Here is a 23,578-nt window from a genome sequence, read left to right as displayed (position 1 = left end):
GGAATCGTTAAGAACCGCCGATGGCTTGTTCAGAGATGTGGCCGAAGCGCAACAACGGCGGTTTTGTCGGAATCGACGGCCTGAAGATTGGCCTGATCGATCTGCGATGGACGAACACGGCCGCGCGCCTCGAAAAAGGTGGCGATCGAGGCCGCGATCGCGCCTGTCGCTTTTTCGCGCCATTGCGGGGAGGTGAGCGCCGCGACGTCGCTTGCACTCGACAGATAGCCGAGTTCGAGGAGCACGGACGGGACGTCTGGCGCTTTGAGCACCCAGAACCCGGCGGCCCGCTCGGGATTCTTGTTCAGCCGGGCGATCTTCTGCCAGTAGCCGGTGAGCGTCCGTTGGAATGCGTGCGAGTAGGTGCGGGTTTCCCGGCGCGTCAAATCGAACAGGATGTCGGAGACTTCGCTGGCATCGGGCGTGGCTTCGAGGCCGGCGTCCTGGTCGGCCCGGTTTTCCTTGTCGGCGAGATGCGCGGCTTCCGCGTCGGACGCCTTTTCGGAGGCCGTGTAGACGGTGGCGCCGGACACGCTGTCACCTTCGGCGACGGTATCGGCATGGATCGAGACGAACAGCGCCGCATTGGCATCGCGCGTGATCTTGACGCGATCACGCAGCGACACGAACGTATCTGTCGTGCGGGTGAGGATCACGTTGTAGCGACCGGTCGCAGTGAGCTTGGCCGCGAGGGTCGAGGCGAAATCGAAGGTCAGCTGCTTTTCGAGGATACCGCCGATCCCGGTGGCGCCGGGGTCGATCCCGCCATGGCCGGGATCGATGACCACCACCGGCTTTTCGTCGACGGGCGAGCGCATCACCGCTGCTGCCGGCGGAGGTGATTGCGAGGCCGCGGCCTTGATGGCGGCCTCGTGGAAGCTCGTGCGGTCGGACCGAGCGAGTTCGATCACGAAATGGGTGGCGTCGCGCCCGGCGATCGGCTCTGACTCGACTCTCGCGACCCGTGCCGGCCCGCGGAGATCGATCACGATCCGCGACTTGCCGGCCGCATAGCTGCCGAACCGGAATGCCTTGACCGGACCCGAGGCCGTCGCGCCCGACTGGCCCGCGCGCGAGTCGAGCTGAAAATTGACCTGTGATGTCTCGACCACCACGCGATCCGGATTTTCAAGCACGAAGGCTCGCGCCTCGACGGGGCGGGTCAGGTCGAAAATCACACGGGCGCCTTGCCCGGCCCGCTCAAGTCGCGCGGCCACCGCGACGGCGGGCTGAAGCTTGGTGGCGTCCACTGCGACCGGCCCCGTTACGCCGGGGTCGCCCGCCAGCGCCGAGGACACCGACAGACAGGCGCCTACGGCCAGGACGGTGATCCGACCCCCGAGACGCCTCGCTCGGCCCTGCTGCGTCCCGTGGTCCATGCCGCCGTCTCCCGGCTTGTCCGACAGGTCGCCCCGCCGTTCGTCAAGCTCTAGGCGATACCGTGCAAGAGGTTAATGAAAGCTTGAGCCGGTCACAAAGGTTGCGCCGGTCCGTCACCGGCACGCCACAGTTTGAGACGGGATTTCGGATCAATCCGACACCGAGACAATCCATCCGTACAGCCGAGGCTCTCGGCCGATTCCAGTTTTCCTTTGCGGCCGATCGGCTTTAGCATCGTGCCCGTCGAACAGTCAGGGATCTCAAAGCAATGCTTACGGACATGCTGATCGGGAACGGCTTCGTCGCCGGCCAGGGTCCAGCCGAGCGTATCGTCAATCCGGCGACGGGTGATCTGATCGACACGATCGCGGATGCGAGCGAGGCCCAGGTCGATGCCGCCGTGAAGGCGGCTGAGCGGGCCTTTGTGACCTGGTCGCGCACCACGCCCGGTGAGCGTTCCACCCTGCTTCTGAAGATCGCCGACGCGATCGAGGCCGACGCAGACGGGTTCGCGCGCCTCGAAAGCCTCAATTGCGGCAAGCCCCTGGCTCGCGTGATCGGCGACGAGATCCCGGCGATCGTCGATTGCTTCCGCTTCTTCGCGGGCGCGGTTCGCTGCATGCAAGGCGCCGTGGCGGGGGAGTATATGCCGGGCCACACCAGCATGATCCGGCGCGATCCGGTCGGGGTCGTCGGCTCGATCGCGCCCTGGAACTACCCGTTGATGATGCTGGCCTGGAAAGTGGCGCCGGCGATCGCGGCCGGCAATACGATCGTGCTGAAGCCCTCCGAGCAGACCCCACTGACGGCGCTGCGATTCGCTCAAATCGCCGCGAACCTCCTGCCCGAGGGTGTCTTCAACCTCGTGGTCGGCAGGGGTGACACGGTTGGCGCGGCCCTGATCTCCCACCCGTCGGTCCGCATGATTTCGCTAACTGGCGACGTCTCGACAGGCCGTAAGGTTCTGGAGGCTGCCTCGAAGGGCATCAAGCGCACCCACCTCGAACTCGGCGGCAAGGCGCCCGTCGTCGTCTTCGACGATGCCGACATCGACGAGGTGGTGAGCGGGCTCCGCACGTTCGGGTATTACAACGCCGGCCAGGATTGCACCGCGGCGTGCCGAGTCTATGCTGGCGCCAAGGTCTACGACAAGCTCGTCTCTAACCTCGCCACCGCGGTGTCGAGCATCGCGTACGGGCCGCAGAGCGGGGATGCGGCCGAGATCGGCGCGTTGATCAGCGAGCGCCAGCGCGGCCGCGTGTCGGGCTTCGTCGAACGGGCGCGGGCGCTGCCCCATATCGAGGTGGTGACCGGCGGAAACCCCTCCGACGGGGCCGGGTTCTACTTCCAGCCCACCGTCATCGCCGGCGCCAGGCAGGACGACGAGATCGTTCGGCGCGAAGTGTTTGGCCCCGTGGTGTCGGTGACGCGCTTCTCGGATGTCGAGGAAGCCATCTCCTGGGCCAACGATTCCGATTACGGCCTCGCCTCCTCGGTCTGGACCAAGGATATCGGCCGTGGCATGGCGACGGCGGCACGGCTGCAATATGGCTGCACCTGGATCAACACGCATTTCATGCTCGTGAACGAGATGCCGCACGGCGGCGTCAAATCCTCCGGCTATGGCAAGGACATGTCGCTCCTGTCGCTCGACGATTACACCGTGGCGCGTCACGTCATGGTGAAGCTCTGATCGACCCGCCTTCCGGAAAGTTCGGGTGAACGCCCCCGCCACTGCCCTCACGCTCCCGCACGCCGTCTCCCCGGCGGACATCGTCCTGAGGCTCACGGGAATCCGCAAACACTACAAGGGCGCCGCCGCGGTGGAGCATGTCGATCTGACGGTCGGCCGGGGGGAGTTCTTCACCCTGCTCGGCCCGTCGGGCTCGGGGAAGACAACGACTCTGCGGCTAATCGCCGGCTTTGAACGGCCCGATGCGGGGATCATCGAACTCGACGGTGTCGATGTCGCCCGCACGCCGCCTTTCGACCGCAACATCAACACCGTGTTTCAGGATTACGCGCTGTTTCCCCACATGAGCGTGGCCGACAACGTCGCCTATGGGCTCAAGGCCAAGGGTGTGCGGGGCGACGCCTGCCGGGCGCGGGTCGCGGAGGCTCTCCGCACCGTGCAGATGACGGCCTTCGGAGAGCGGTTGCCGGCGCAACTCTCGGGCGGACAGCGGCAGCGCGTCGGGCTCGCTCGCGCCATCGTCAATCGGCCCGGCCTACTGCTGCTCGACGAGCCGCTCGGGGCGCTCGACTTGAAGCTGCGGCACGACATGCAACTGGAACTCAAACATATCCAGAAAGAGGTCGGCATAACCTTTCTCTATGTCACGCATGACCAGGAGGAGGCGCTGTCGATGTCGAGCCGGATCGCCATCTTCAACAAAGGGCGCATCGAGCAGATCGGAACCCCGCGCGAGATCTACGACCGTCCGGTGAGCGCCTTCGTGGCCGGCTTTGTCGGCACGTCGAGCCTCGTGCGCCGCGACAGCAGTGTGCTGGTGCTGCGGCCCGAGAAGGTGCGGGTCGCACCGCCCGGGACGGCGATGCCGGCGGGATTTCACGTCGAGCCGGGGCGCCTCGAGGACGAGATCTATCTTGGCATGATGACGAAACTCGTGATCCGCCTCGCCGATGGCACGGCGATCGAAGCCCTGCGGCCGAACGACGGCGACCCTGCAGATTTAGTGTCCGGCAGCCCCGTCGCGGTCGGCTGGGATCCGTCCACGCTCCGTGTTTTGGACGAGACACGTTGAACCACATAAGGAGGTGTTCATGATCAGAAAATTCGCACGGTTCGGCACCGTGGCGCTGTCGCTCGCCAGCCTCACCACGGCAGGATGGGGAGCGCCCGCGGAGCCGAACTATCCGAAGGAGATCGGCAAGGGGGAAGGCGCCCTCAACATCGTCGCCTGGGAGGGCTATGCGCAGGACGACTGGGTCAAGCCTTTCGAGGCCGAAACGGGATGTCAGGTGAACAAGAAATATGCCGGCTCGTCCGACGAGATGGTGGCGCTGATGCGTTCGGGGGGCGGCGGTGAATATGATCTCGTCTCGGCCTCCGGCGATGCCAGCCTACGGCTCATCTACGGCGGTGACGTGCAGCCGATCGAGACGAGCTTCATCCCCGACTTCCCCAATTTTGTCGAGGACCTCAAGGCTCCGCCCCACAATACGCTGAAGGGCGTTCACTACGGCGTTTCCTACGAATGGGGGCCGAACGTGCTCCTGTGGAACACCGCCAAGGTCAAGGGTACCCCGACCAGCTGGAGCGCGCTCTATGACCCGCAGTACAAGGGCCTCGTGAGTGTGCCGGACAACCCGATCCAGATCGCCGATGCGGCGCTTTACCTCTCGAAGAGCAAACCCGAACTCGGCATCACCGATCCCTACGAGCTGACCCCGGCCCAGCTCGATGCCGCGGCCGAACTCCTGAAGGGGCAGCAGAAGCTCATCAAGAAATATTGGGCCCTGGCCTCGGATCAGATCGAACTGTTCAAGAACGGCGATGCCGCCATCGGCGCCTCCTGGCCCTACATGACCAACTCGCTGAAGGATGCCGGCTTGCCGGTGGCCGATGCCGTGCCGAGCGAGGGCGCCACCGGCTGGGCCGACAGCTGGATGCTCGCCACCAAAACCAAGCATCCGAACTGCGCCTATAAATTCATGGCCTATGTCTCGACCCCGAAGGTCCAGGCCCAGCAGGCGATCTACTTTGGCGAGACGCCCGTGAACACGAAGGCCTGCACCGAAATGGATGCCCAGCAGGCTGGCTCCTGCGCCAAATACCACCTCGATGCGCCCGCCAACTATCTCAAGAGCATCAAATTCTGGAAGACGCCGATGCAACAATGCGGCGACGGTTCCCGGGGCTGCACGAGCTACACGGACTGGCAGCAGAAGTGGCAGGAAATCAAGGGATAGCGAGCTCGCTTGCCCCTCACCGGCTCAGGCGGGAGAGGGGCCAAACCCGCGACCATCATGGCTTCCATCACTCTCCATCGCCGTCTCTCAGCCGCTCTCTGGCGCAGGCCCAGCCTCGCCTTGACGGCGACGCTTGTGCCGCCGCTCGCCTGGTTCGTGCTGATCTATCTCGGCGCGCTGGTGCTGCTTTTCATCACGGCCTTTTGGAGCGTTGACGCCTTGACGGGCGAGATCGACCGAACCTGGACGTTCGAGAATTTCAGCCGCATTCTCGGGAGCCCCACCTACCGCGCCATCGCGTTGCGCACGATCGGCATGGCGGCGGCTGTCACGATCACCGACGCGCTCATCGCCTACCCGTTCGCCTTCTTCATGGCGCGCATCGCTGGCCCGAAGCTGCGTGTCACGCTGTTAACCCTGGTGCTGCTGCCGCTCTGGTCGAGCTATCTGGCCCGCGTCTACGCGTGGCGTCTGATCCTGGCCCATGACGGCGTGCTCAACTGGGCCTTGAACAGCATCGGCCTGCCCGACCTCGACATCGGCTATTCGCGATGGGCCATGTGGATCGTGTTTTCCTACATCTGGCTGCCCTTCATGATCACGCCGCTTTACACCGCGCTCGAACGCATCCCGCATTCGCTGTTCGAGGCGTCGGAGGATCTGGGGGCGCGAAGCTGGCGCACCTTCGGGCGCGTCGTGCTGCCCCTGAGCCTGCCAGGGTTGGTCGCCGGATCGATCTTCACCTTCTCCTTGACGCTGGGTGATTACATCACGCCGGTCCTGGTGGGCGGCCCCGGCTCGGATTTCATCGGCAATGTCGTCTACGCCAATGTCGGCATCGCCAATAACGTGCCTTTCGCCGCCGCCTATGCCGCGATTCCGTTGATCGTCATGGCCCTGTACCTGACGCTCGCGCGCCGCCTCGGCGCGTCCGACGCCATGTGAGGACGCCCGCCATGCCGTCGCGTTTCGCCCGGATCCTGCTCGCGCTCTGGAGCGGGATCGTGCTCGCCTTCCTGTTCGGGCCGATCGCCGTCATCGCGCTTTACGCCTTCAACGCGTCGAACATTCAGACATGGCCGATCCCAGGCTTCAGCCTGCGTTGGTTCGTCTCTGCCTGGAACAACCGCGAGATTCGCGCCGCGCTCGGGCTTTCGCTTCAGGCCGGCGTCATCGCCACGGCCATTGCGGTCGTGCTCGGCACGGCGGCAGCCTTCGCGGTGCATCGCTTCCGCTTCGTCGGCCGGGAGGCGGTGTCCTTCGTCGTGGCGCTCCCCATCGCGCTGCCGGGCATCATCACCGGCATGGCGCTCAACTCGTTCTTCGCGACCGCCGGCACAGGCCTGTCCTTCGGAACCATCGTGGTCGGTCACGCGACATTCTGCATTGTGGTGGTCTACAACAGCGTCCTGGCCCGCCTTCGCCGCCTGCCGAGCTCTCTCGGCGAAGCCTCGCAGGATCTTGGCGCGGACGCTTGGCGCACCTTCCGGCTCGTGACGCTGCCGTTGATCTCGACCTCCCTCATCTCGGGCGCGATCCTGGCCTTCGCGCTGTCTTTCGACGAGGTAATCGTCACCACGTTCACGGCGGGCGCGCAAAACACGCTGCCGCTCTGGATCTTCGGCGCGATCCGGCTCGGTCAGCGCCTGCCGGAAGTCAACGTCGTGGTCCTGATCGTCACGGCCATCACGTTCGTACCGGTCCTGCTAGCCTATCGGCTGTCGCAACGCTCAGGTTAGATCCTCCGATCGTCCTCAAGCGTGCATCAAACGTCCCGCATCGCGGCCAGCCGCGTGTTGGCCCCCAGCGCGGCCAGCGTGCAGAACGCGCCCGACAGCAGATAGATGGCGACAGCCCAGAGGCCGAACCAGTCATAGAAGCCCAGGGTCACGAGCGGGGCGAAGCCCGCGCCGACCAGCCACGCCAAATCGGACGTCAGCGCCGAGCCCGTGTAGCGGTTCGCGCTGGAGAAGTTCGACGCCACGGCACCAGCGGCCTGACCGAACGCCAAGCCGAGGAGGCCAAACCCGACCAGCACGAAGGTCGTCTGCCCGTGCACGCCGCCACCGAGCAGGAATGGGGTGAAGAAGCTGAAGATCGCGATCAGGACCGCTGTGGTGCCGATCAGGTTTCTGCGCCCGAAGCGATCGGCGAGCAAACCCGACAGCACGACCCCGACAAGACAGATCACGGCGGCGCCGAGTTGCTTCAGCAGAAACTCGCCCGGTGACCGGTCCGTGTAGAGAAAGATGTAGGACAGCGGATAGATGGTGACGAGGTGGAAGCAGGCGAAGCTCGCCAAGGGCACGAAGGCACCGATGACGATGTTGTAGCCTTCCGCCTTGATGATCTTCGTGACAGGCGCGGGCATGAGGTCGCGGCGTTCCAGCGCCTCCTCGAATTCCTCTGTCGCGATGAGTCGCAGCCGGGAGAACAGGGCGACCACGTTGATCGTGAACGCGACGAAGAAGGGGTAGCGCCAGCCCCAGCTGAGAAAGTCGTCCTGGGTCAGATTGAGTTCGAAGAAGGCGAAGAGCCCACTTGCCACCATGAATCCGATCGGCGCGCCGATCTGCGGCACCATGGCATACCAGCCACGTCGGCCGGGCGGAGCGTTGATGGCGAGGAGCGGGGCGAGGCCGTCCCACGCGCCACCGAGTGCCAGCCCTTGTGCGAATCGAAACATCGCCAGAAGCACGATCGAACCGGCGCCAATCACGTCGTAGCCGGGCAGAAAGCTGATCGCAGCCGTTGAGCCGCCGAGGAGGAACAACGCGATGGTCAATTTGACCCCACGTCCATGCCGGCGGTCGATTTCCATAAACAGAACGGAGCCGATCGGCCGGGCCAGAAACGCGAGGCCGAAAATGGCGAAGGAATACAGCGTCGCCGGCAGGCGATCCGCGAAAGGAAACATCAGGCTCGGGAAGACCAGAACGGCCGCGATCCCGTAGACGAAGAAGTCGAAGGCTTCCGAGGTTCTGCCGATCACCACGCCGATCGCGATTTCGCTTGGCGACACATGCCCCTGATCCGCGCTGACGAGGCGTGCGTCACGCTCGAGAGCGGTCGATGAAGCCGGTTGTTGACTGGGTGTGGCCATGCCACAAACTCCTCGTGCCTGTCCGGATGGGTCCGCGATTATCTCCCGTATCGCATAGGGCCGTCTAGGCATGTGCGTCAAACATCTCGGGGTGGACAAATCGCCTACTCCCCAGGCGTTGTGTCTTTGTATAGATGGTGCGTCGTACAGATTGTGCGTCGCACCAAACCGAGTGGCCAGTCCTGTCGTGAGATCCCTGCGCAATCTAATGCTTCTGCCGCTGCTTGGCCTTTTGGGCGGTTGCGAGGCGTCGGTTCTCAATCCAGCCGGCGACATGGCGGTGCGGGAGCGGGACCTGATCATCGCCTCGACCGGGCTGATGCTGTTGATCGTGCTGCCCGTCATGCTGGTGACTTTGCTATTCGCGTGGCGCTATCGGGCTTCGAATACGACCGCGAAATATGATCCGGACTTCCACCATTCGACCCAGCTCGAAGTGCTGATCTGGACGGCGCCGCTGCTGATCATCATCGCTCTCGGCGCCCTCACATGGATCAGCACCCACGTCCTCGATCCGTTCCGGCCCTTGCGTCGCATCGATGCGACGCGCCCAGTGGCGTCGGAAGTGCGTCCTCTGACGATCGAAGTCGTGGCTCTCGACTGGAAATGGCTCTTCTTCTACCCGGACCAAGGCGTGGCCGCCGTCAATGAACTCGCGGTGCCGGTCGACAGACCCATCAACTTCAAGATCACCTCGGCGACGGTGATGACATCGTTCTTCGTGCCGTCATTGGCGGGCCAGATCTACGCCATGGCCGGGATGGAAACACGTCTTCATGCCGTCGCCAACCGTCCCGGCGACTACGATGGCTTCGCGGCCCAGTATAATGGAGCCGGCTTCTCGCATATGGGCTTCAAGGTTCACGGCACGAGCACGAAGGATTTCGACGCCTGGATCGATAAGCTCAAGGGTGTGGGCAAAATCCTGGATCAGGAGGCCTATCTCGATCTGGCCAAGCCGACCGAGAGCGAGCCGGTCCATTATTACTCGTCGGTCCAGGACGGGCTCTACGGCAAGATCCTCAACCTCTGCGCCAAGCCCGGCAAAATGTGCATGGGCGAGATGATGTTTATCGACGCCAATGGCGGCGGCGGCAAGGATAGCGAAGCCAACTACGACCGGCTGAAATACGACGGCGCCATGACGGAAGAAGGCAATGAAGCCCCGGGTGCGACTTTCCCGGCTTCCGGCCGGCCACCCAACACGCTTGCGGTGCAACCGCAAGGGATGCTGCCCAGGACGGTTGCGCCGCAGGTGAACCAACAAAAGAAACAGCACGATGACGGTCAGGGACACAACATGCAGGGCATGCCCGGCATGACAGGCAGTGACGTGGCTCCGGCACAGCTGGACAAGAACTAAGGCGCGACCCCACCCGCATTTCGAACGAGCAGACTGCAATGTTCTCCAATCTGGACCTCCAGAAACTCATCTTCGGGCGCCTGTCGCTTGAGGCGATCCCGTATCACGAACCCATCCTGCTCGCGACCTTTGCAGGGGTCGGGGTCGGAGGCGCCGCACTCCTGGGCGCGCTGACCTACTTCCGCCTTTGGGGTTATCTCTGGAAGGAATGGTTCACGAGCGTCGATCACAAGAAGATCGGCATCATGTACATGGTTCTGGCGCTTGTTATGCTGCTGCGGGGTTTTGCCGATGCGCTGATGATGCGCACGCAGCAGTCCATTGCGTTTGGCGACAACAACGGTTTCCTCCCGCCGCACCATTACGACCAAGTCTTCACGGCGCATGGCGTCATCATGATCTTTTTCATGGCCATGCCTTTCGTCACGGGCCTGATGAACTTCGTGGTGCCGCTGCAGATCGGGGCGCGCGACGTCGCCTTCCCGTTCCTCAACAATTTCTCGTTCTGGATGACGGTCGGGGGCGCCGTCACGGTCATGGCCTCGTTGTTCGTGGGTGAGTTCGCCCGCACCGGCTGGTTGGCCTTTCCGCCGCTCTCCGAGGCCGCCTACAGCCCGGGGGTCGGTGTCGACTATTATATCTGGTCCCTGCAGGTCGCCGGTATCGGCACGCTTCTCTCCGGCATCAACCTCATCGCCACGATCGTGAAGATGCGGGCGCCCGGCATGACGATGATGAAGATGCCGGTGTTCTGCTGGACCTCGCTCTGCACCAACGTGCTGATCGTCGCCTCCTTTCCGGTGTTGACGGCGGTCCTGGCGCTCCTGTCGCTCGATCGGTACGTGGGAACGAACTTCTTCACGAACGATCTCGGCGGCAACCCGATGATGTACTTCAACCTGATCTGGGTCTGGGGGCATCCGGAGGTGTATATTCTCATCCTCCCGGCCTTCGGGATCTTCTCCGAGGTGACCTCCACCTTCTGCGGCAAGCGACTCTTCGGCTATGCGTCGATGGTCTATGCCACGGTGGTGATCACCATCCTGTCTTACCTCGTGTGGCTGCATCACTTCTTCACGATGGGATCGGGCGCGAGCGTGAACTCGTTCTTCGGCATCACGACGATGATCATCTCGATCCCGACGGGCGCCAAGATCTTCAACTGGCTGTTCACCATGTACCGTGGCCGCATTCGCTTCGAATTGCCGATGATGTGGACCGTGGCCTTCATGTTCACCTTTACGATCGGTGGTATGACGGGTGTTCTGCTGGCTGTGCCGCCGGCCGACTTCATGCTGCACAACTCGCTGTTCCTCGTCGCGCATTTCCACAACGTCATCATCGGCGGCGTGTTCTTCGGCGTGATGGCGGGAATCAGCTACTGGTTCCCGAAGGCCTTCGGGTTTAAGCTCGACCCGTTCTGGGGCAAGATGTCGTTCTGGTTCTGGGTCGTCGGTTTCTACTTCGCCTTCATGCCGCTCTATGTGCTGGGCCTGATGGGTGTGACGCGGCGGCTCAATCACTTCGACGATCCCAACCTCCAGATTTGGTTCGTTACCGCGGCTTTCGGCGCCTTGCTGATCGCGGCCGGTATCGGGTCGTTCCTGATGCAGCTCTTCGTCAGCGTGCGGAACCGCGAGGCCCTGCGTGACACGACGGGAGATCCGTGGAACGGGCGCACGCTCGAATGGTCGACCTCATCGCCGCCGCCCGAATACAATTTCGCCTTCACGCCGATGATCCATGACCTCGACGCCTGGTCCGATATGAAGCAGCGCGGCTATGTCCGACCGGTGCACGGCTACCGATCGATCCACATGCCCAAGAGCACCGGGGCGGGCGTCATCATCGCGGGACTCTGTACCGTGTTCGGCCTCGCCATGATCTGGTACATCTGGTGGCTGGCGGCGCTGAGCCTGCTCGGCGCATTGGTGGCCACGATCGTCCACACCTTCAATTACGACCGCGATTTCACCATCCCGGACTACGAGGTGGTACGGGTCGAAGACCGGCGCACGCGCGCACTCCTGGCAAAGGTTTGAGGGCAAGACGGTGAGCCACCCAACAACCGGCGTCGTGGCCGGATCCGACCAGGACCTGCAATTCTACGTCGCCGAAGAGCATGGACACGCCGAGGGCGGGACCATGCTCGGCTTCTGGATCTACCTGATGAGCGATTGTCTCATCTTCGCGGTCCTGTTCGCGTGCTACGGTGTCTACGGTCGTTCTTACGCCGCGGGACCGACACCGGCCAATCTGTTCGATCTCGGGACGGTGGCGCTCAACACGTCCATGCTGCTCCTGTCGTCGATCACCTACGGCTTCGCCATGTTGTCCATGGAGAAGAACCGCATCGGCGCAACCCAGTTGTGGCTGCTCGTCACGGGCCTTTTCGGTGTCGCCTTCGTGGGCCTCGAACTCAACGAGTTCGTCCACCTGATCCATGAGGGGGCAGGACCGCAGCGCAGTGCCTTTCTGTCGGCCTTCTTCACCCTTGTGGGAACGCACGGGCTGCACGTGTCGGTCGGCATCATCTGGCTCATGACCCTGATGGTGCAGGTGGCGCAGCGCGGCCTTGTTCCCGAAAACAAGCGCCGCCTGATGTGCCTCTCCATGTTCTGGCACTTTCTCGATGTGGTGTGGATCGGCGTCTTTTCCTTTGTCTACCTGCTGAGTGTCCTCCCATGAGTGCCGCAGACAATAGTGTCCACGTCCAGGTCCTGCACGACCACAACGAGGCGGGTCACGGCAGCCTGAAGGGCTATGTCACCGGCTTCGTTTGCTCTGTGATCCTCACCGCCGTTCCGTTCTGGCTGGTGATGGCGCATGTGTTCGAGAACACGCAGGTCACCGCCTTCCTGATCATGGGACTCGCGGTCATCCAGATCGTGGTCCACATGGTCTATTTCCTCCACATGAACACCCAGTCGGAGGGCGGTTGGACGATGTTGGCGCTTATCTTCACGTTGGTGCTGGTGGCGATCGCCATCATGGGCTCGTTGTGGATCATGTATCATCTCAACGCGAACATGCAGGTCATGTCGGTGCACGACATGGGCAGCATGCCCTGATGACGGCCTCCGGATCTTCGGTTCCGGAGGGAAGCGCGCGATCTGGCGTCGCGCTGTGGGTCCTGTCGATCGGCATCATCCTCGGCACGGTGCTGTTGTTGGCGCTCGGCACCTGGCAGGTGCATCGTCTGTCGTGGAAGCTCGACCTCATCGCCCGGGTCGATGCCCGCGTCCATGCGACGCCCAAGCCCCCGCCCGGACGGGCGGAATGGCCGCGCGTGACGGCGTCGGCCGATGAATACCGGCACGTGCGGCTCACAGGGACGTTCCTGAACGATCGTGAAACGCTTGTGCAGGCCGTGACCGCCTTGGGTCCCGGCTTCTGGGTGCTGACCCCATTGCAAATGGCGGATGGCGGCATCGTTCTGATCAACCGTGGCTTCGTGCCGCCCGAGCGTCGCGACCCGGCCTCGCGTGCGGCAGGCCAGATCACCGCAGAGACGACGGTCACCGGCTTGCTGCGGTTGACAGAACCCAACGGCGGCTTTCTGCGCAGCAACGATCCGGCCGGGAACCGCTGGTTCTCGCGCGACGTCGCGGCGATCGCGGCCGCGCGTGGCTTAAGAGACACGGCGCCCTATTTTGTCGATGCCGACGCTGCGGCGTTGCCCGAGGCTCTCCCGGTCGGAGGGCTGACCGTGATCCGCTTCCCCAACAACCACCTGGTCTATGCGCTCACGTGGTATTCGCTTGCGACTATGCTGGCGGGTGGGGGCGTATGGATCGCGCGCGACGAATGGCGTCGCCGCCACCAGATTGGTGCACCAGGCCAGTGGCGATCAGGCCGGAGCGGGCCAGCCGCGTCAGTGAACTGAGACCTCGATCCGGGTGAGCGGATCGAGGTGGCGCGCGATTTAGATCCCCTCCTTGGCGAGGGCGTCGAGTGCGGGGGCCAAGCCTTTCATCGAGAGCGGCACCACGATGTCGCGATTGCCGGAATCCTTGAACACGATGCGCCCCGGTTCGGTCGCAGAACGCCAGAGTTTCAAGGTCTCGTCGTGGATCTCGGCCTCGCCCACGCACGTGCCTGGCAGACAGCGCCGCCAGGCGAGTTCAAGCGGGGCCGGGTCCTTGTCTCCGAGCCCCACGCGAATGACGCTCGGAAATGAAACATTGGGCGGAAGCAGAACCGTGAAACGAAGTGGATCGCTCTTGCTCAAGCGCCCGATCGCCACGCGGGCGATGGGTCCAGGCTGGCCTTGCAACTGAACCGTCTCGGCCACCTCGCAGAGGCGTACCGGCTTCTCGGGCGTCCCGGCGCGCTGACAACGCAGCATCCAATCATCGAAGCTCGCCGTGGTCATGCCGGGTTCGGTTGCAGCGGTTGCCGCGCCCTGTGTCGGCTTGGCCGCCGGCTGCGGCCCTGAGGAAGCGGCCCCGACCCACGAAGGATGGAGCAAACCGGCCAGCGCCATCGGGAGACCGATCCGAGCCGCCATATGACCGCGTCTCAGCCGCTTCGACCCATCTGCAACCGGAATAGCGTGGCCGAAGGAACACACTTGTCTGAAAAACATACTGAAACACAGCCGCTAAAGGGGTGATCCCAGTGTAGGACAGATGTGGTGCGCCGCGCCAACCCGGAATCCCGCAGGTCGCGGGTTTGACGATGGACCGTTCATCCGCCACCATCGACTTCTTTCGATTATCACTTCATTTCAAGGTCGGGTCATGCCCCATTGTAGTCGACAGACTGTGCAGATTGCGTCGGCACGAAAGACGTCGAACGCGCGATCTCTCGCGCTCATCGCGGCGGGGCTGGCTTTGTCAGGCACGCCACTGCGGGCCGAGAGCCGGATCGGCAATACGGCCTTGGCCAAGAACGAGGTGTCGCAGATCGCCGCCAGCCAGGCGAAGCCGATTTCGCTTGGCGACGACGTGTTCATGAACGAGCAGGTCAAGACCGGCCTCGATTCGGCCGCCAAATTCGTGTTTTCGGATCAGACCAATCTCGCGCTGGGGCCGACCTCCCTCGTGAAACTCGACCGCTTCGTCTACAAGGGAGACACCAGCTACGCCAAGGCGACGGTGAATTTCGCGGCCGGCGCATTCCGGTTCACGACCGGCGGTTCGGATAAGGGAGCCTATCAGCTCAAGACCAGCACCGCGACGATCGGGGTTCGCGGCACCATCTTCGAACTCTCGGTCGCCCGTGGCGTCACCAATCTCACGTTGGTCGAGGGTGAGGTGGTGATCTGTCCGCGTGCCAATTTCGACGGCGATCCGCGCAAGCTCAGCAAGGCGAAGCTCGGCCAGTTTCATTGCCAGGACTTGACGCAGCCGAACCAGACCGCGCGGGTGACGGCCCGCAAGGCGGCCTTGTCTTCGACTCCGGTCAATTTCGCCGGCAATTTTTGTGCGGGGGGCGGTGGGCTCTGTTCGGTCAGCTCGACTGTCGCCACCGCCGAACCCGTCGGCAACGCGCCGCTCGATCCGAACAATCCGGCCCTGTGCTACGCCAATCCGGACCCGGATTGAGCCTCTGAAACGCTGCTGTTCGCTCGGCAGCGAATGGCCGTTTCCGATGATCGTCGCCTGGGGCTAAGCGGTCTCGGGCTGGGGCAATTGTCGCGCCAGATCCCGGCAGCGCAATTCGAGGGCTTGGTAGAAGGGCCGCCATCGCGGTTCGACGGACCCGGCAAGATTTTGTGCGAGGCGGGCGGCCGTCCGGAATTCACCGTCCCGGGTCGCGGCGAGGAGTTCTTCATGCGCCCCTGCCAGCGCCTTGAAGGCAGGTGACGCCGCATAGGCTTCATCGCCCACGATCGTGAAGAGTTGCGTCACGCCCGAGCGACCCTTCACCCGCACCTCGTCGACCTCCAGCCACGCGAAGTCCGGCACCTCCTTGAGGACGCTCGCGGTCGCCAGGATGTCGACCTGATAGGATTTGGTCAGGGCCTCCAGACGGGCCGCGACATTCATCGGGTCTCCGAGCGCCGAATAATCGAAGCGCTGCTGCGATCCCATATTGCCGACGCTGCAGGCCCCGCGGTTGAGGCCAAGCCCCATCCGGACGTTGCGCACGGTTTTCTGGCCGAGTGCGGCCAATCGATCCTGCTCCTCGTTGAAAGCGACGAGCGCGGCCCGCATGGCAAGGGCGGCCTCGACGGCCCGGCGGGAATGATCCGCGACATCGAGCGGGGCGTTCCAGAAAGCCACGATGGCGTCCCCGATATATTTATCGATCGTTCCCTCGTGAGCCAGGATCACGTCGGTCATGGGCGTGAGATAGGTGTTGAGGAAATGAGCGACTTCGGACGCGCTCAGGCTCTCGGAAATGGTCGAAAAACTACGCAGGTCCGAAAACAGGATGGTCAGTTCGCGCGTTTCGCCGCTCAGCACGAGCAGACGCGGGTTTTCGGCAATCCGAGACACGACGGCGGGCGACACGAATTTGCCGAAGGCGCGCCGGACCTGCCGCTCGCTCTGCAGTTCCGATTCCCAGAGCGAGGAGGCGCCGGACAGATAGGCCGTGCCGATCACGAGGCAGGGAAAGGCCGGATCAAGCAACAGATTGTAATGCGTGAATCCCACCCAGGAGCCGACGAGAATGAAAACGGCCGCCAGAAGCGACAGAAGCGCTGCGAGCGACGGCGGCAGGCGGGGCAGGGTGGTGGCCAGCAGCGTGAGAAACACGAGGGTCGCGAACAATTCGAGACCGGGTCCCCAATCCGGTCGGGACAGAAGCTTGCCGGCCAGCAATTGCTCCAGGACCTGCGCATGGATCTCGACGCCCGGCACGACGGCATCGAGCGGGGTCGCCTTTACGTCGCCGAGCCCGGTCACCGGCGTACCGATCAGGACGATGCGCCCGCGCACCGCGTCTTCCGGCATCGTGCCGTCGAGCACCTCAGCGGCCGAGATGTAGCGCGCCGCGTTTGTGTGTGTGTAGCGCGGCCGGATGCTGCCGTCCGAACCCGTAGCGATCTCGAAATCGCCGACCTTGATGGCGTTGAGCCCTGTGTGCTGCCCGAATGCCGTCGTGCCGCTCGCGTTGGAACTCCGCACCACATAGGTCGACGCACCCTGGGCGAGCCGAAGGGCCTCCATGGCCAGCGAGGGCACGATCGCATCGCCGCAGCGCAGCAGGAGCGGCACGCGGCGGACGATCTGGTCATGATCGGGCAGCCAGTTCGTGGCCCCAAGCCCCTGGGCCGCCTCGCGCAATTGGGCGAGTGGGAGAAGCGCGGAAGCAAAGACCGGCAAGAATGCGGCTGGCGGATCCCCCGCATAGACCAAGCCGAACTTGGCCGCCCAGTCCGGTCGGCTTGCACCTTGCGTCATTGTCATGCCCAGCGCCGTCGGCAGGCGCGCAACCGCGCGCGACAACAGCGCGTCATTCGTCTCGGCGCCGCTCAGGTGCTGTTCGAAGTCACTTTTGATCGTGCCATCGGGCAACCCGCCGACGACCTGTTCGAGGCTCAGGCGATCGGGTTCTGCGAAAATGATATCGAAGGCTGCCGTAGCGGCGCCTCGGTCGGCCAGACGATCCACGAGCTCGGCGAGCCGAGTCCGCGGCCAGGGCCATTGCCCATATTTCGCGAGGCTCGCCTCATCGATCGCGACGATCCGTACCGGTGTCGCCGGATCGTACGCTGGTGTGTCCAGCGCCTGATAGCGGTCGAACACGAAGTTGCGCAAGTCGAGGAGCCACGGCGGCTGCACCACGAACAGCGCGAGCGTCACCACATAGAGAAGGAAGAAGATGACAAGGTAGGCGCGGGATACCCTCATGACGGCTGAACCGTAAACCCATCGACGAAGCCCGGACTGCGGATATACCACAAGGCAGGAGGGTTTCTCCGGTCATCGACGCCGGAGAACCTTCGAAGAGTCGCACCGATCCCGCATCCGCGCCCTTCCACCCCTTTTGTTGCGCAAAAGCGACAATGCTGCTGAGTCAGTCCGATCGCGTCGAAATAGGCTGACCTCCCTTTGGTTTTCTGATCTCTTCAGCCCCGATGGCCTACCCGCAGAGGTGGTATCGTTTCGTTGGAAGTCGAAAGCGAAAGCTGAGATTTCGTTATTTTTGAAATGAACTTTAACGAGCGGCGACCGGATTCGCCAAATAGAGGGGTTTTTACGCAGTCCGTTCCCCTGGTGAAGGGCTTTCGTGAGACGGGGGGAAGGACACCGCGTCCTGAACATGTCCGTCGGCTTCCGTTTCAAGTCGTTTTGTTTTCGACGGATTTTTTCATGCTGAAATTTGAACTGTTCTACATCCTCTTGGTTAATAAAAACTTAAAGACGAGGGCCGGTGGTTTCGTTGCGAGTTCGATTGCTGACCACAAGCATGCCGTTGTTGCGCCCGAGATGGGACTAGCTCCTCGTTCCCTCTTCGACATTTCGGCTTACCGCGCGCTTCGGCGGGTGATCCTGCCACTTTTCGTGGTGCTGACCGGTTCAACGCTGGTGACGTCCGCATCTTATGGTCAGGTTGCGCCCGCAGGCTCGGTCATCGATCTTAATGGCGGCACGCCGGTCACGACAAACTCATATACGCAATATAGCACCACGGTGACGCCGCAAACGGCCGGGAACTACTACGTTCTATTTGCCTTTCGCGAGGACCCTAACTATTTTAGCTTCGACGATGCCTCATTCACCGCAAGCGGATCGTCAACAAATCTGTTGGCCAATCCCGGATTTGAGGCTGGAACGGTCCCAAGCCAGCGTCAGTCGTCCCTAAACCTGCCAGTCAACTGGGGTATCGCCTATCAGACCGGTGCCGTGCCCCCGGCAGCCGGGACGGTCAACACTTTCAATCCCCATAGCGGCTCATATGCTTGGTACGATGGCTCCGTGGGGAGTTTCGACGGCCTCTACCAAGTGATCAGCCTCCAGGCCAGCCAGACCTATGCGCTCTCGTTCTGGCTGACGACGCCCAATAATTTTGTCACGGGTGCGTCGGGCGGGGGCGGCATCGAGGTCGCGGCCTATGTCGGCTCCTGTGGTGCATCGATCAGCGCCTGCGCGACGAGCCTGGGCACGGGCTTCACCGTTGAAACGCCGCCGGCGACACCCACTGTTCCAACCACACCCACCACTATTGCTGTGACTGGGGGCGACATCGCCGCGAACGTCTACAGCCTTGGCTCGGCGGCCGCGCAGGCCACCACCGTGCAATTTGCCGGCGGCACATTGCGGATGACGGGGGGTAATTTCCCCAACAATATCGTCCCGGTTCCCGTTGCACTTTCCAGTCTGGGCGGCACTGTCGACACGAGCACCGGCAACGGCGGTTTTTCGGGCACCGTATCCGGGCCGGGGTCTCTGACCGTGGAGGGGGGCGGAACCTTTATCCTGTCAGGCACCAATACCTATGCCGGGGGAACAATCATCGAGCAGAGCCGTGTCGGCGTCACCAACGCCAATTCGCTTGGCACCGGCTCCGTGACCTTCGCGGGCGGTGCCCTTGTTGCTGAAAACGAAGGGGTGACGATTTCCAACAATGCCGTGCTGTCGCAGAACTCGGTGATCGACTCGCAAACATTCACCCTGGCCTATGCTGGAGCGTTCACTGGAACGGGTTCCCTGGCCAAGCAAGGCGCGGGAACTCTGGTGCTCTCCGGCGCCAACAGCTTCTCGGGTTCTCTCCTGGTCAACGAGGGGACGTTGCGGGATGGATCGGCAACGGGTCTCAGCCCGAACAGCGCCGTCACGGTCGCGGCTGGTGCGACGCTGGACGTCGCCGGCTTCGCCACCACGATCGCGTCGCTGGCCGGCAGTGGGACATTGACCAATTCCGGCGCGGCTCCGGTGAACCTCACTGCAGGCGGCGACGGCACTTCGACGACCTTCAGCGGCACCCTCCAGGATGGCGCCACGGCCCTGACCCTGACCAAGGACGGGACGGGCGCGCTGACCTTGAGCGGTGCGAACACCTACAGCGGCGGCACCTTTCTCGACAGCGGCGAGATCGTCGTCGGCTCCGGCACGGCTCTTGGCACCGGGTTGCTCAGCATGGCGGGGGGGACCACCCTGGGGTTCGCCGACAGCCTCACGCTCGCGAACCCGATCGCCTTCACGGTCGCGGCCGACCCGACGATCGATACCGGATCGAATAGCGTCACATTGTCGGGTCCCGTCTCGGGGCCCGGGAGCCTGACCAAGATCGGCAGCGGGACGCTCGATCTTGCGGCCACCAACCCCTACACGGGGGACACAATCGTGGCCGAGGGCGGGTTGCTGGTCGACGGGGCGATCGCCAATTCGAACGTCACCGTGAACAGCGGTGCGGCCTTGGGTGGCCGCGGAACCGTCGGCAGCCTCAATCTCCTGTCCGGCGCCGTCTTGTCGCCCGGCGCCGCGACGCCCTTCTCGACCTTGACGATCACCGGGAACGCGACCCTGCAGTCAGGCTCGACCTATCTGGTCAACGTCAATGCGGCCGGTCAAAGTGACCGGATCAACGTGGGCGGGACAGCCGCGCTCAACGGCGCCACACTGGCCGTGAACGGCGTGGGGAGCGGCATAGGACCGAACACACGTTTCGACATCCTGAGTGCCGCCGGTGGGATCACGGGTCAGTTCGGGTCGGTGCAGGGATCGTCGAACCTCGCGTTCCTGGCGCCGGCTCTCTCCTACACGGGGACCGACGTCACGCTCGGTTTTTCGCAAAGGGCCGCCTTCACGTCGATTGCCGCAACGCCGAACCAGCGGGGGACGGCTGCGGCCATCGAAAGCCTCGGTCCGGGCAATCCTCTCTATAATGCTGTCGTCATCCAGGATGCGGCGGGGGCGCGCCGAGCCTTTCAAACCGCTTCCGGCGAAACCCGCGCCAGCGCCACGACTGCTGCCGTGACATCGACGCGTGTCGTCAATTCGATCATCTTCGACCGGCTGTGGAACCTGCCGCTGCCGCAGGCCGGCGACGCGCTCGACGCGCTGAAGCAATTCGAGCCGCACAACCTTCCGGCCCTTCTCCAGTGCTACGCGCCCACCACGGCCCCCTCGACGGGATTGCGCCAGGGCGCCGGCTACACCGTGTGGGGCCAGGCCATCGGCGACTTCGGGCGAAGTGGCAGTGACGGCAATGCCGCGGCCGTCGACCGCACACTCGGGGGCTTCGTGCTCGGCGTCGATTCTCGCATCGACGCGAAGGCCTTCGACAATTGGCGCGTGGGCGTGGCCGGAGGTTACACCAACACCGAGTTCTCCGTGAAATCGGGCGGCGGTAGCGGCACTTTTGAAAATGTCTTCGGCACGCTCTATGCCGGTGCCCGCTATGGCGCCGTGACGCTGCGGTTCGGAGGAACCTATGGCGGGACATCCACGAACGCGAGCCGCAGCGTGGTGTTCCCGGGCTATTTCGAGAGCGAGCGTTCGAGTAGCGGGGGCGAGACCGGGCAGGCGTTCGGCGAGATCGGTTACCGCTTCACCACCTCGACGGCCGTCATCGAACCAACCTTCAATGGCGCCATCACGCACACGCATCAGGATGCCTATCGCGAGAAGGGCGGCGCGGCGGCGCTTGTGGGGGCCGCTCAGGACGTCGATGTCGGCAGCACGGTGCTGGGCGTCCGCGGCGAGCTGCTTCCCTTCGGGACCTTGCCGCTCGTAGCGCGGCTGTTCCTTGGGTGGCAACATACTTACGGCGACATCAACCCTGCCGCGACCCTCGCGTTCGCGTCGGGGGGTGTGGCCTTCAACAGCTATGGAGCGCCGATCGACCGCAACGCCGTGGTGGGAGAGGTGGGCCTCGATTGGCGCGCCAGCACAGCGCTGTCCCTGGGCCTGACCTACTCCGGCCAGGCCGGCGAGCGGACCACCGACAATGCCGTGAAAGGACGCGTCGAATATCGCTTTTGAGTGGCGCGACAAAGGTTCGCCTTCGTCGTGGGGAGAGTTATGGTGTCGGTCTGTTCCGAAAACCGGTCCGAGCGGAGGCCGGATTAGACCCGCCTGACTGGATCCGATGACAGGTTACGTCGACAGCTATTACGCCCGAACGCTCAACGAATTTCGTAGATACCCGGCGCTCGACGGAGATCTCGATGTAGAGACGGTCGTGATCGGCGGCGGATTGGCCGGCACCGCCACCGCCCTCGACCTCGCCGAGCGGGGTCATCGGGTCGCGCTTGTCGAGGCGCGCCGCATCGGCTGGGGCGCTTCCGGTCGCAACGGGGGCTTCGCGTCTTCCGGCATGTGGGGCGGCTACAAGGCCTTGGCGGCCCGCGTCGGCCTCGACGAAGCGCGACGCTTCCTGCGCGTCGCGCAAGGTGGGCTTGCCTTGGTGCGTCAGCGTATCGCCGACTACGCCATCGCGTGTGGCCCGCTGCAGGAGGGTTCGCTCGAATGCAACATCGTGGGCGCGAATGAGGACCTTATCGCCCATCGCGACTACATGGCCGAGGTATTCGACGTGCCCTCCGAGTACTGGCCGAAAGATCGCCTGCGCGCCGCCCTTGCGACCACGCGCTATACGGATGCACTGTTCACCCCGGACACGATGGCGTTGCATCCGCTCAATTTCGCGGCCGGCATGGGGCGAGCCTGTGCGGAGCGGGGCGTTTCAGTGTTCGAAGAGACACCGGTTCTCGGCTTTACGTCGGCGCGAGGCCGCAAAAGCGTGCGGACGACCGGCGGCCGCATCCTCGCGGACCGCATCGTGATCGCTGGCGGCGGCTATGTGCGGGGGCTGAACCGGACCGTGTCGGGGGGCACGATCCCCATTGCAAGTTTCGTCATGACGACCGAACCGCTCGGAGCCCATCTTCGGGATGCCATCCGGGTGCCCTATGCGATCTCCGACAACCTCGTGGCCCTGAACTATTACCGGCCGCTGGCCGACACGAGGCTCCTCTGGGGCGGTCGGGTTCAGGTCTGGGAGCCTCGTCCGGCACGTATCGCCGAATTGCTTCGGCGCGACATGGTGCGGTTCTATCCGGCGCTCCGCGACGCCAAGGTGGAGGTCGCCTGGGGCGGCATGATGCCCTATACGCGCCATCGCCTCCCGGTCATCGGCCAGATCGCCCCGGACGTCTGGTACACGACGGGATTCGGCGGGCTCGGTCTGACGCTGACGACTGCGGTCGGTCGTCTCATCTCCCAGGCCATCGTCGAGCGCGACGACACGTGGCGGATGTTCGAACGCTTGGGGCTGCCCTACGCGGGCGGACGCCTCGGCAAGGTCCCGGCCCAGATCTACTACTGGGGCCACCAGGTCAGAGCGGCCCTCGGCCGCCCTGCTGTCCATTAAGGCGACGGCTTCGTCCGCCTCAGAAAACGTTCGGGTAGACGTAGAGCTGAATGACGTGCTCGATGAACCAAATCAACAGGAGCAGGATGATCGGCGAGATGTCGACGCCGCCGAGATTGGGCAGCACGCGGCGAATGGGCCTCAGCACGGGCTCGGTGACGGCGTTCAGGAAATTCCAGATCGAGCGAACGAGTTCGTTACGGAAATTGATGACGTCGAAGGCGAGCAGCCACGACATGATCGCGGTAGCGATGATGACATAGGTGTAAAGCTGCAGAACGACGAAGAGCAGGTCGAGGAGGGCGCGCATGGGCGGTCCGGAGTACCAGGGCTTTGAAGCCGGTCTCTCCGGCCTTCTCCATGTAAGGGGCGGGCTTGATCTGAGCAACCCCGCGCGGCCGCACCTCCGACAGCGGGAGAGAAACAACAGCCTGAACCGTTTCGATCGTTAACAGATTCGTCTTCGAACGGCGGGGTGCCGCGCTTCTCAGGCCTCGCACCCGGGTTTCCTGCAACACACGGGACGA

The 23,578-nt window shown here is 63.6% G+C and carries 18 protein-coding genes; 13 read left to right on the top strand and 5 right to left on the bottom strand.

All coding sequences use genetic code 11. The features are described 5' to 3' along the window. Window positions 1-29: 29 nt before the first annotated feature. On the bottom strand, window positions 30-1,379 hold the full coding sequence (locus M8523_RS06135; protein ID WP_282583962.1) for an N-acetylmuramoyl-L-alanine amidase: 1,350 nt from the start codon (window positions 1,377-1,379) through the stop codon (window positions 30-32). A gap of 269 nt (window positions 1,380-1,648) precedes the next feature. On the opposite strand from M8523_RS06135, the gene M8523_RS06130 reads away from it, so the two are divergent. The 5 genes from M8523_RS06130 to M8523_RS06110 are packed head-to-tail and all read left to right on the top strand — an operon-like array spanning window position 1,649 to window position 7,052. Further along, window positions 1,649-3,073, top strand: a complete 1,425-nt coding sequence (locus tag M8523_RS06130) for a gamma-aminobutyraldehyde dehydrogenase (RefSeq protein ID WP_282583961.1) — start codon at window positions 1,649-1,651, stop codon at window positions 3,071-3,073. 25 nt (window positions 3,074-3,098) lie between these two features. Continuing rightward, on the top strand, window positions 3,099-4,145 hold the full coding sequence (locus tag M8523_RS06125) for an ABC transporter ATP-binding protein (RefSeq protein WP_428349930.1): 1,047 nt from the start codon (window positions 3,099-3,101) through the stop codon (window positions 4,143-4,145). Between the two features lie 19 nt (window positions 4,146-4,164). After that, window positions 4,165-5,313 carry an ABC transporter substrate-binding protein gene (locus M8523_RS06120; protein WP_282583960.1) on the top strand — a complete coding sequence of 383 codons (1,149 nt, stop codon included), beginning with the start codon at window positions 4,165-4,167 and terminating at the stop codon, window positions 5,311-5,313. Window positions 5,314-5,370: 57 nt separating this feature from the next. Continuing rightward, a complete protein-coding gene (locus M8523_RS06115) occupies window positions 5,371-6,258 on the top strand; it encodes an ABC transporter permease (RefSeq protein ID WP_282583959.1) in 888 nt (295 codons plus the stop codon). A gap of 11 nt (window positions 6,259-6,269) precedes the next feature. Next, window positions 6,270-7,052 (top strand): ABC transporter permease, encoded by a 783-nt coding sequence (locus M8523_RS06110; RefSeq protein ID WP_282583958.1) that lies wholly within the window; start codon window positions 6,270-6,272, stop codon window positions 7,050-7,052. 26 nt (window positions 7,053-7,078) lie between these two features. Here the strand turns inward: M8523_RS06110 and M8523_RS06105 are convergent, their stop codons facing one another. Further along, the gene (locus M8523_RS06105; protein WP_282583957.1) at window positions 7,079-8,416 is read right to left on the bottom strand and encodes an MFS transporter; all 1,338 of its coding nucleotides are present in this window, start codon (window positions 8,414-8,416) and stop codon (window positions 7,079-7,081) included. A 208-nt stretch (window positions 8,417-8,624) separates the two neighbouring features. Between M8523_RS06105 and cyoA the strand changes: the two genes are divergently transcribed. From cyoA to M8523_RS06080, 5 genes are read left to right on the top strand one after another with little or no spacing between them, the layout of a single operon-like run. Next, window positions 8,625-9,779 carry a ubiquinol oxidase subunit II gene (gene cyoA / locus M8523_RS06100; RefSeq protein ID WP_282584206.1) on the top strand — a complete coding sequence of 385 codons (1,155 nt, stop codon included), beginning with the start codon at window positions 8,625-8,627 and terminating at the stop codon, window positions 9,777-9,779. Between the two features lie 38 nt (window positions 9,780-9,817). Further along, on the top strand, window positions 9,818-11,821 hold the full coding sequence (gene cyoB, locus M8523_RS06095) for a cytochrome o ubiquinol oxidase subunit I (RefSeq protein WP_282583956.1): 2,004 nt from the start codon (window positions 9,818-9,820) through the stop codon (window positions 11,819-11,821). Window positions 11,822-11,831: 10 nt separating this feature from the next. Continuing rightward, window positions 11,832-12,467, top strand: a complete 636-nt coding sequence (gene cyoC / locus M8523_RS06090) for a cytochrome o ubiquinol oxidase subunit III (RefSeq protein WP_282583955.1) — start codon at window positions 11,832-11,834, stop codon at window positions 12,465-12,467. Continuing rightward, window positions 12,464-12,850 (top strand): cytochrome o ubiquinol oxidase subunit IV, encoded by a 387-nt coding sequence (gene cyoD, locus M8523_RS06085; RefSeq protein ID WP_282583954.1) that lies wholly within the window; start codon window positions 12,464-12,466, stop codon window positions 12,848-12,850. Before cyoC ends, cyoD begins: the two co-directional genes overlap by 4 nt. Beyond that, the gene (locus M8523_RS06080; protein WP_282583953.1) at window positions 12,850-13,665 is read left to right on the top strand and encodes an SURF1 family protein; all 816 of its coding nucleotides are present in this window, start codon (window positions 12,850-12,852) and stop codon (window positions 13,663-13,665) included. Before cyoD ends, M8523_RS06080 begins: the two co-directional genes overlap by 1 nt. A 39-nt stretch (window positions 13,666-13,704) precedes the next feature. Here M8523_RS06080 and M8523_RS06075 read toward each other — a convergent pair whose 3' ends face one another. Continuing rightward, complete coding sequence (locus tag M8523_RS06075; RefSeq protein WP_282583952.1) at window positions 13,705-14,289, bottom strand: invasion associated locus B family protein; 585 nt, start codon at window positions 14,287-14,289, stop codon at window positions 13,705-13,707. Between the two features lie 232 nt (window positions 14,290-14,521). Here M8523_RS06075 and M8523_RS06070 point away from each other — a divergent pair, with 232 nt between their 5' ends. Next, window positions 14,522-15,328 carry a FecR family protein gene (locus tag M8523_RS06070; RefSeq protein WP_282583951.1) on the top strand — a complete coding sequence of 269 codons (807 nt, stop codon included), beginning with the start codon at window positions 14,522-14,524 and terminating at the stop codon, window positions 15,326-15,328. 63 nt (window positions 15,329-15,391) lie between these two features. On the opposite strand, the gene M8523_RS06065 is transcribed toward M8523_RS06070, so the two are convergent. Next, a complete protein-coding gene (locus M8523_RS06065) occupies window positions 15,392-17,584 on the bottom strand; it encodes a CHASE2 domain-containing protein (protein ID WP_282583950.1) in 2,193 nt (730 codons plus the stop codon). Between the two features lie 462 nt (window positions 17,585-18,046). On the opposite strand from M8523_RS06065, the gene M8523_RS06060 reads away from it, so the two are divergent. Both M8523_RS06060 and M8523_RS06055 read left to right on the top strand, forming a co-directional pair. After that, entirely contained in the window at window positions 18,047-21,661 is a 3,615-nt protein-coding gene (locus M8523_RS06060; protein ID WP_282583949.1) for an autotransporter outer membrane beta-barrel domain-containing protein, read from the top strand. A gap of 106 nt (window positions 21,662-21,767) precedes the next feature. Beyond that, entirely contained in the window at window positions 21,768-23,051 is a 1,284-nt protein-coding gene (locus tag M8523_RS06055; protein WP_282583948.1) for an NAD(P)/FAD-dependent oxidoreductase, read from the top strand. A gap of 19 nt (window positions 23,052-23,070) precedes the next feature. Here the strand turns inward: M8523_RS06055 and M8523_RS06050 are convergent, their stop codons facing one another. Beyond that, window positions 23,071-23,361, bottom strand: coding sequence for a YggT family protein (locus M8523_RS06050; protein ID WP_282583947.1), 291 nt, complete (start codon window positions 23,359-23,361; stop codon window positions 23,071-23,073). Window positions 23,362-23,578: the final 217 nt, after the last annotated feature.

Source organism: Lichenifustis flavocetrariae, from assembly GCF_026130545.1.
Lineage (GTDB): Bacteria > Pseudomonadota > Alphaproteobacteria > Rhizobiales > Beijerinckiaceae > Lichenihabitans > Lichenihabitans flavocetrariae.
Note: the sequence above shows the minus strand (reverse complement) of the source record. Positions and strands in the feature narration are given on the sequence as shown.

Coding starts and splice junctions, on each gene's coding strand:
- M8523_RS06110 (WP_282583958.1), top strand. CDS start 6,270: ATGCCGTCGCGTTTCGCCCGGATCCTGCTCGCGCTCTGGAGCGGGATC.
- M8523_RS06105 (WP_282583957.1), bottom strand. CDS start 8,416: ATGGCCACACCCAGTCAACAACCGGCTTCATCGACCGCTCTCGAGCGT.
- M8523_RS06120 (WP_282583960.1), top strand. CDS start 4,165: ATGATCAGAAAATTCGCACGGTTCGGCACCGTGGCGCTGTCGCTCGCC.
- cyoA (WP_282584206.1), top strand. CDS start 8,625: ATGCTTCTGCCGCTGCTTGGCCTTTTGGGCGGTTGCGAGGCGTCGGTT.
- M8523_RS06080 (WP_282583953.1), top strand. CDS start 12,850: ATGACGGCCTCCGGATCTTCGGTTCCGGAGGGAAGCGCGCGATCTGGC.
- cyoB (WP_282583956.1), top strand. CDS start 9,818: ATGTTCTCCAATCTGGACCTCCAGAAACTCATCTTCGGGCGCCTGTCG.
- M8523_RS06050 (WP_282583947.1), bottom strand. CDS start 23,361: ATGCGCGCCCTCCTCGACCTGCTCTTCGTCGTTCTGCAGCTTTACACC.
- M8523_RS06130 (WP_282583961.1), top strand. CDS start 1,649: ATGCTTACGGACATGCTGATCGGGAACGGCTTCGTCGCCGGCCAGGGT.
- M8523_RS06135 (WP_282583962.1), bottom strand. CDS start 1,379: ATGGACCACGGGACGCAGCAGGGCCGAGCGAGGCGTCTCGGGGGTCGG.
- M8523_RS06055 (WP_282583948.1), top strand. CDS start 21,768: ATGACAGGTTACGTCGACAGCTATTACGCCCGAACGCTCAACGAATTT.
- cyoD (WP_282583954.1), top strand. CDS start 12,464: ATGAGTGCCGCAGACAATAGTGTCCACGTCCAGGTCCTGCACGACCAC.
- M8523_RS06070 (WP_282583951.1), top strand. CDS start 14,522: ATGCCCCATTGTAGTCGACAGACTGTGCAGATTGCGTCGGCACGAAAG.
- M8523_RS06065 (WP_282583950.1), bottom strand. CDS start 17,584: ATGAGGGTATCCCGCGCCTACCTTGTCATCTTCTTCCTTCTCTATGTG.
- M8523_RS06060 (WP_282583949.1), top strand. CDS start 18,047: ATGCTGAAATTTGAACTGTTCTACATCCTCTTGGTTAATAAAAACTTA.
- M8523_RS06115 (WP_282583959.1), top strand. CDS start 5,371: ATGGCTTCCATCACTCTCCATCGCCGTCTCTCAGCCGCTCTCTGGCGC.
- M8523_RS06075 (WP_282583952.1), bottom strand. CDS start 14,289: ATGGCGGCTCGGATCGGTCTCCCGATGGCGCTGGCCGGTTTGCTCCAT.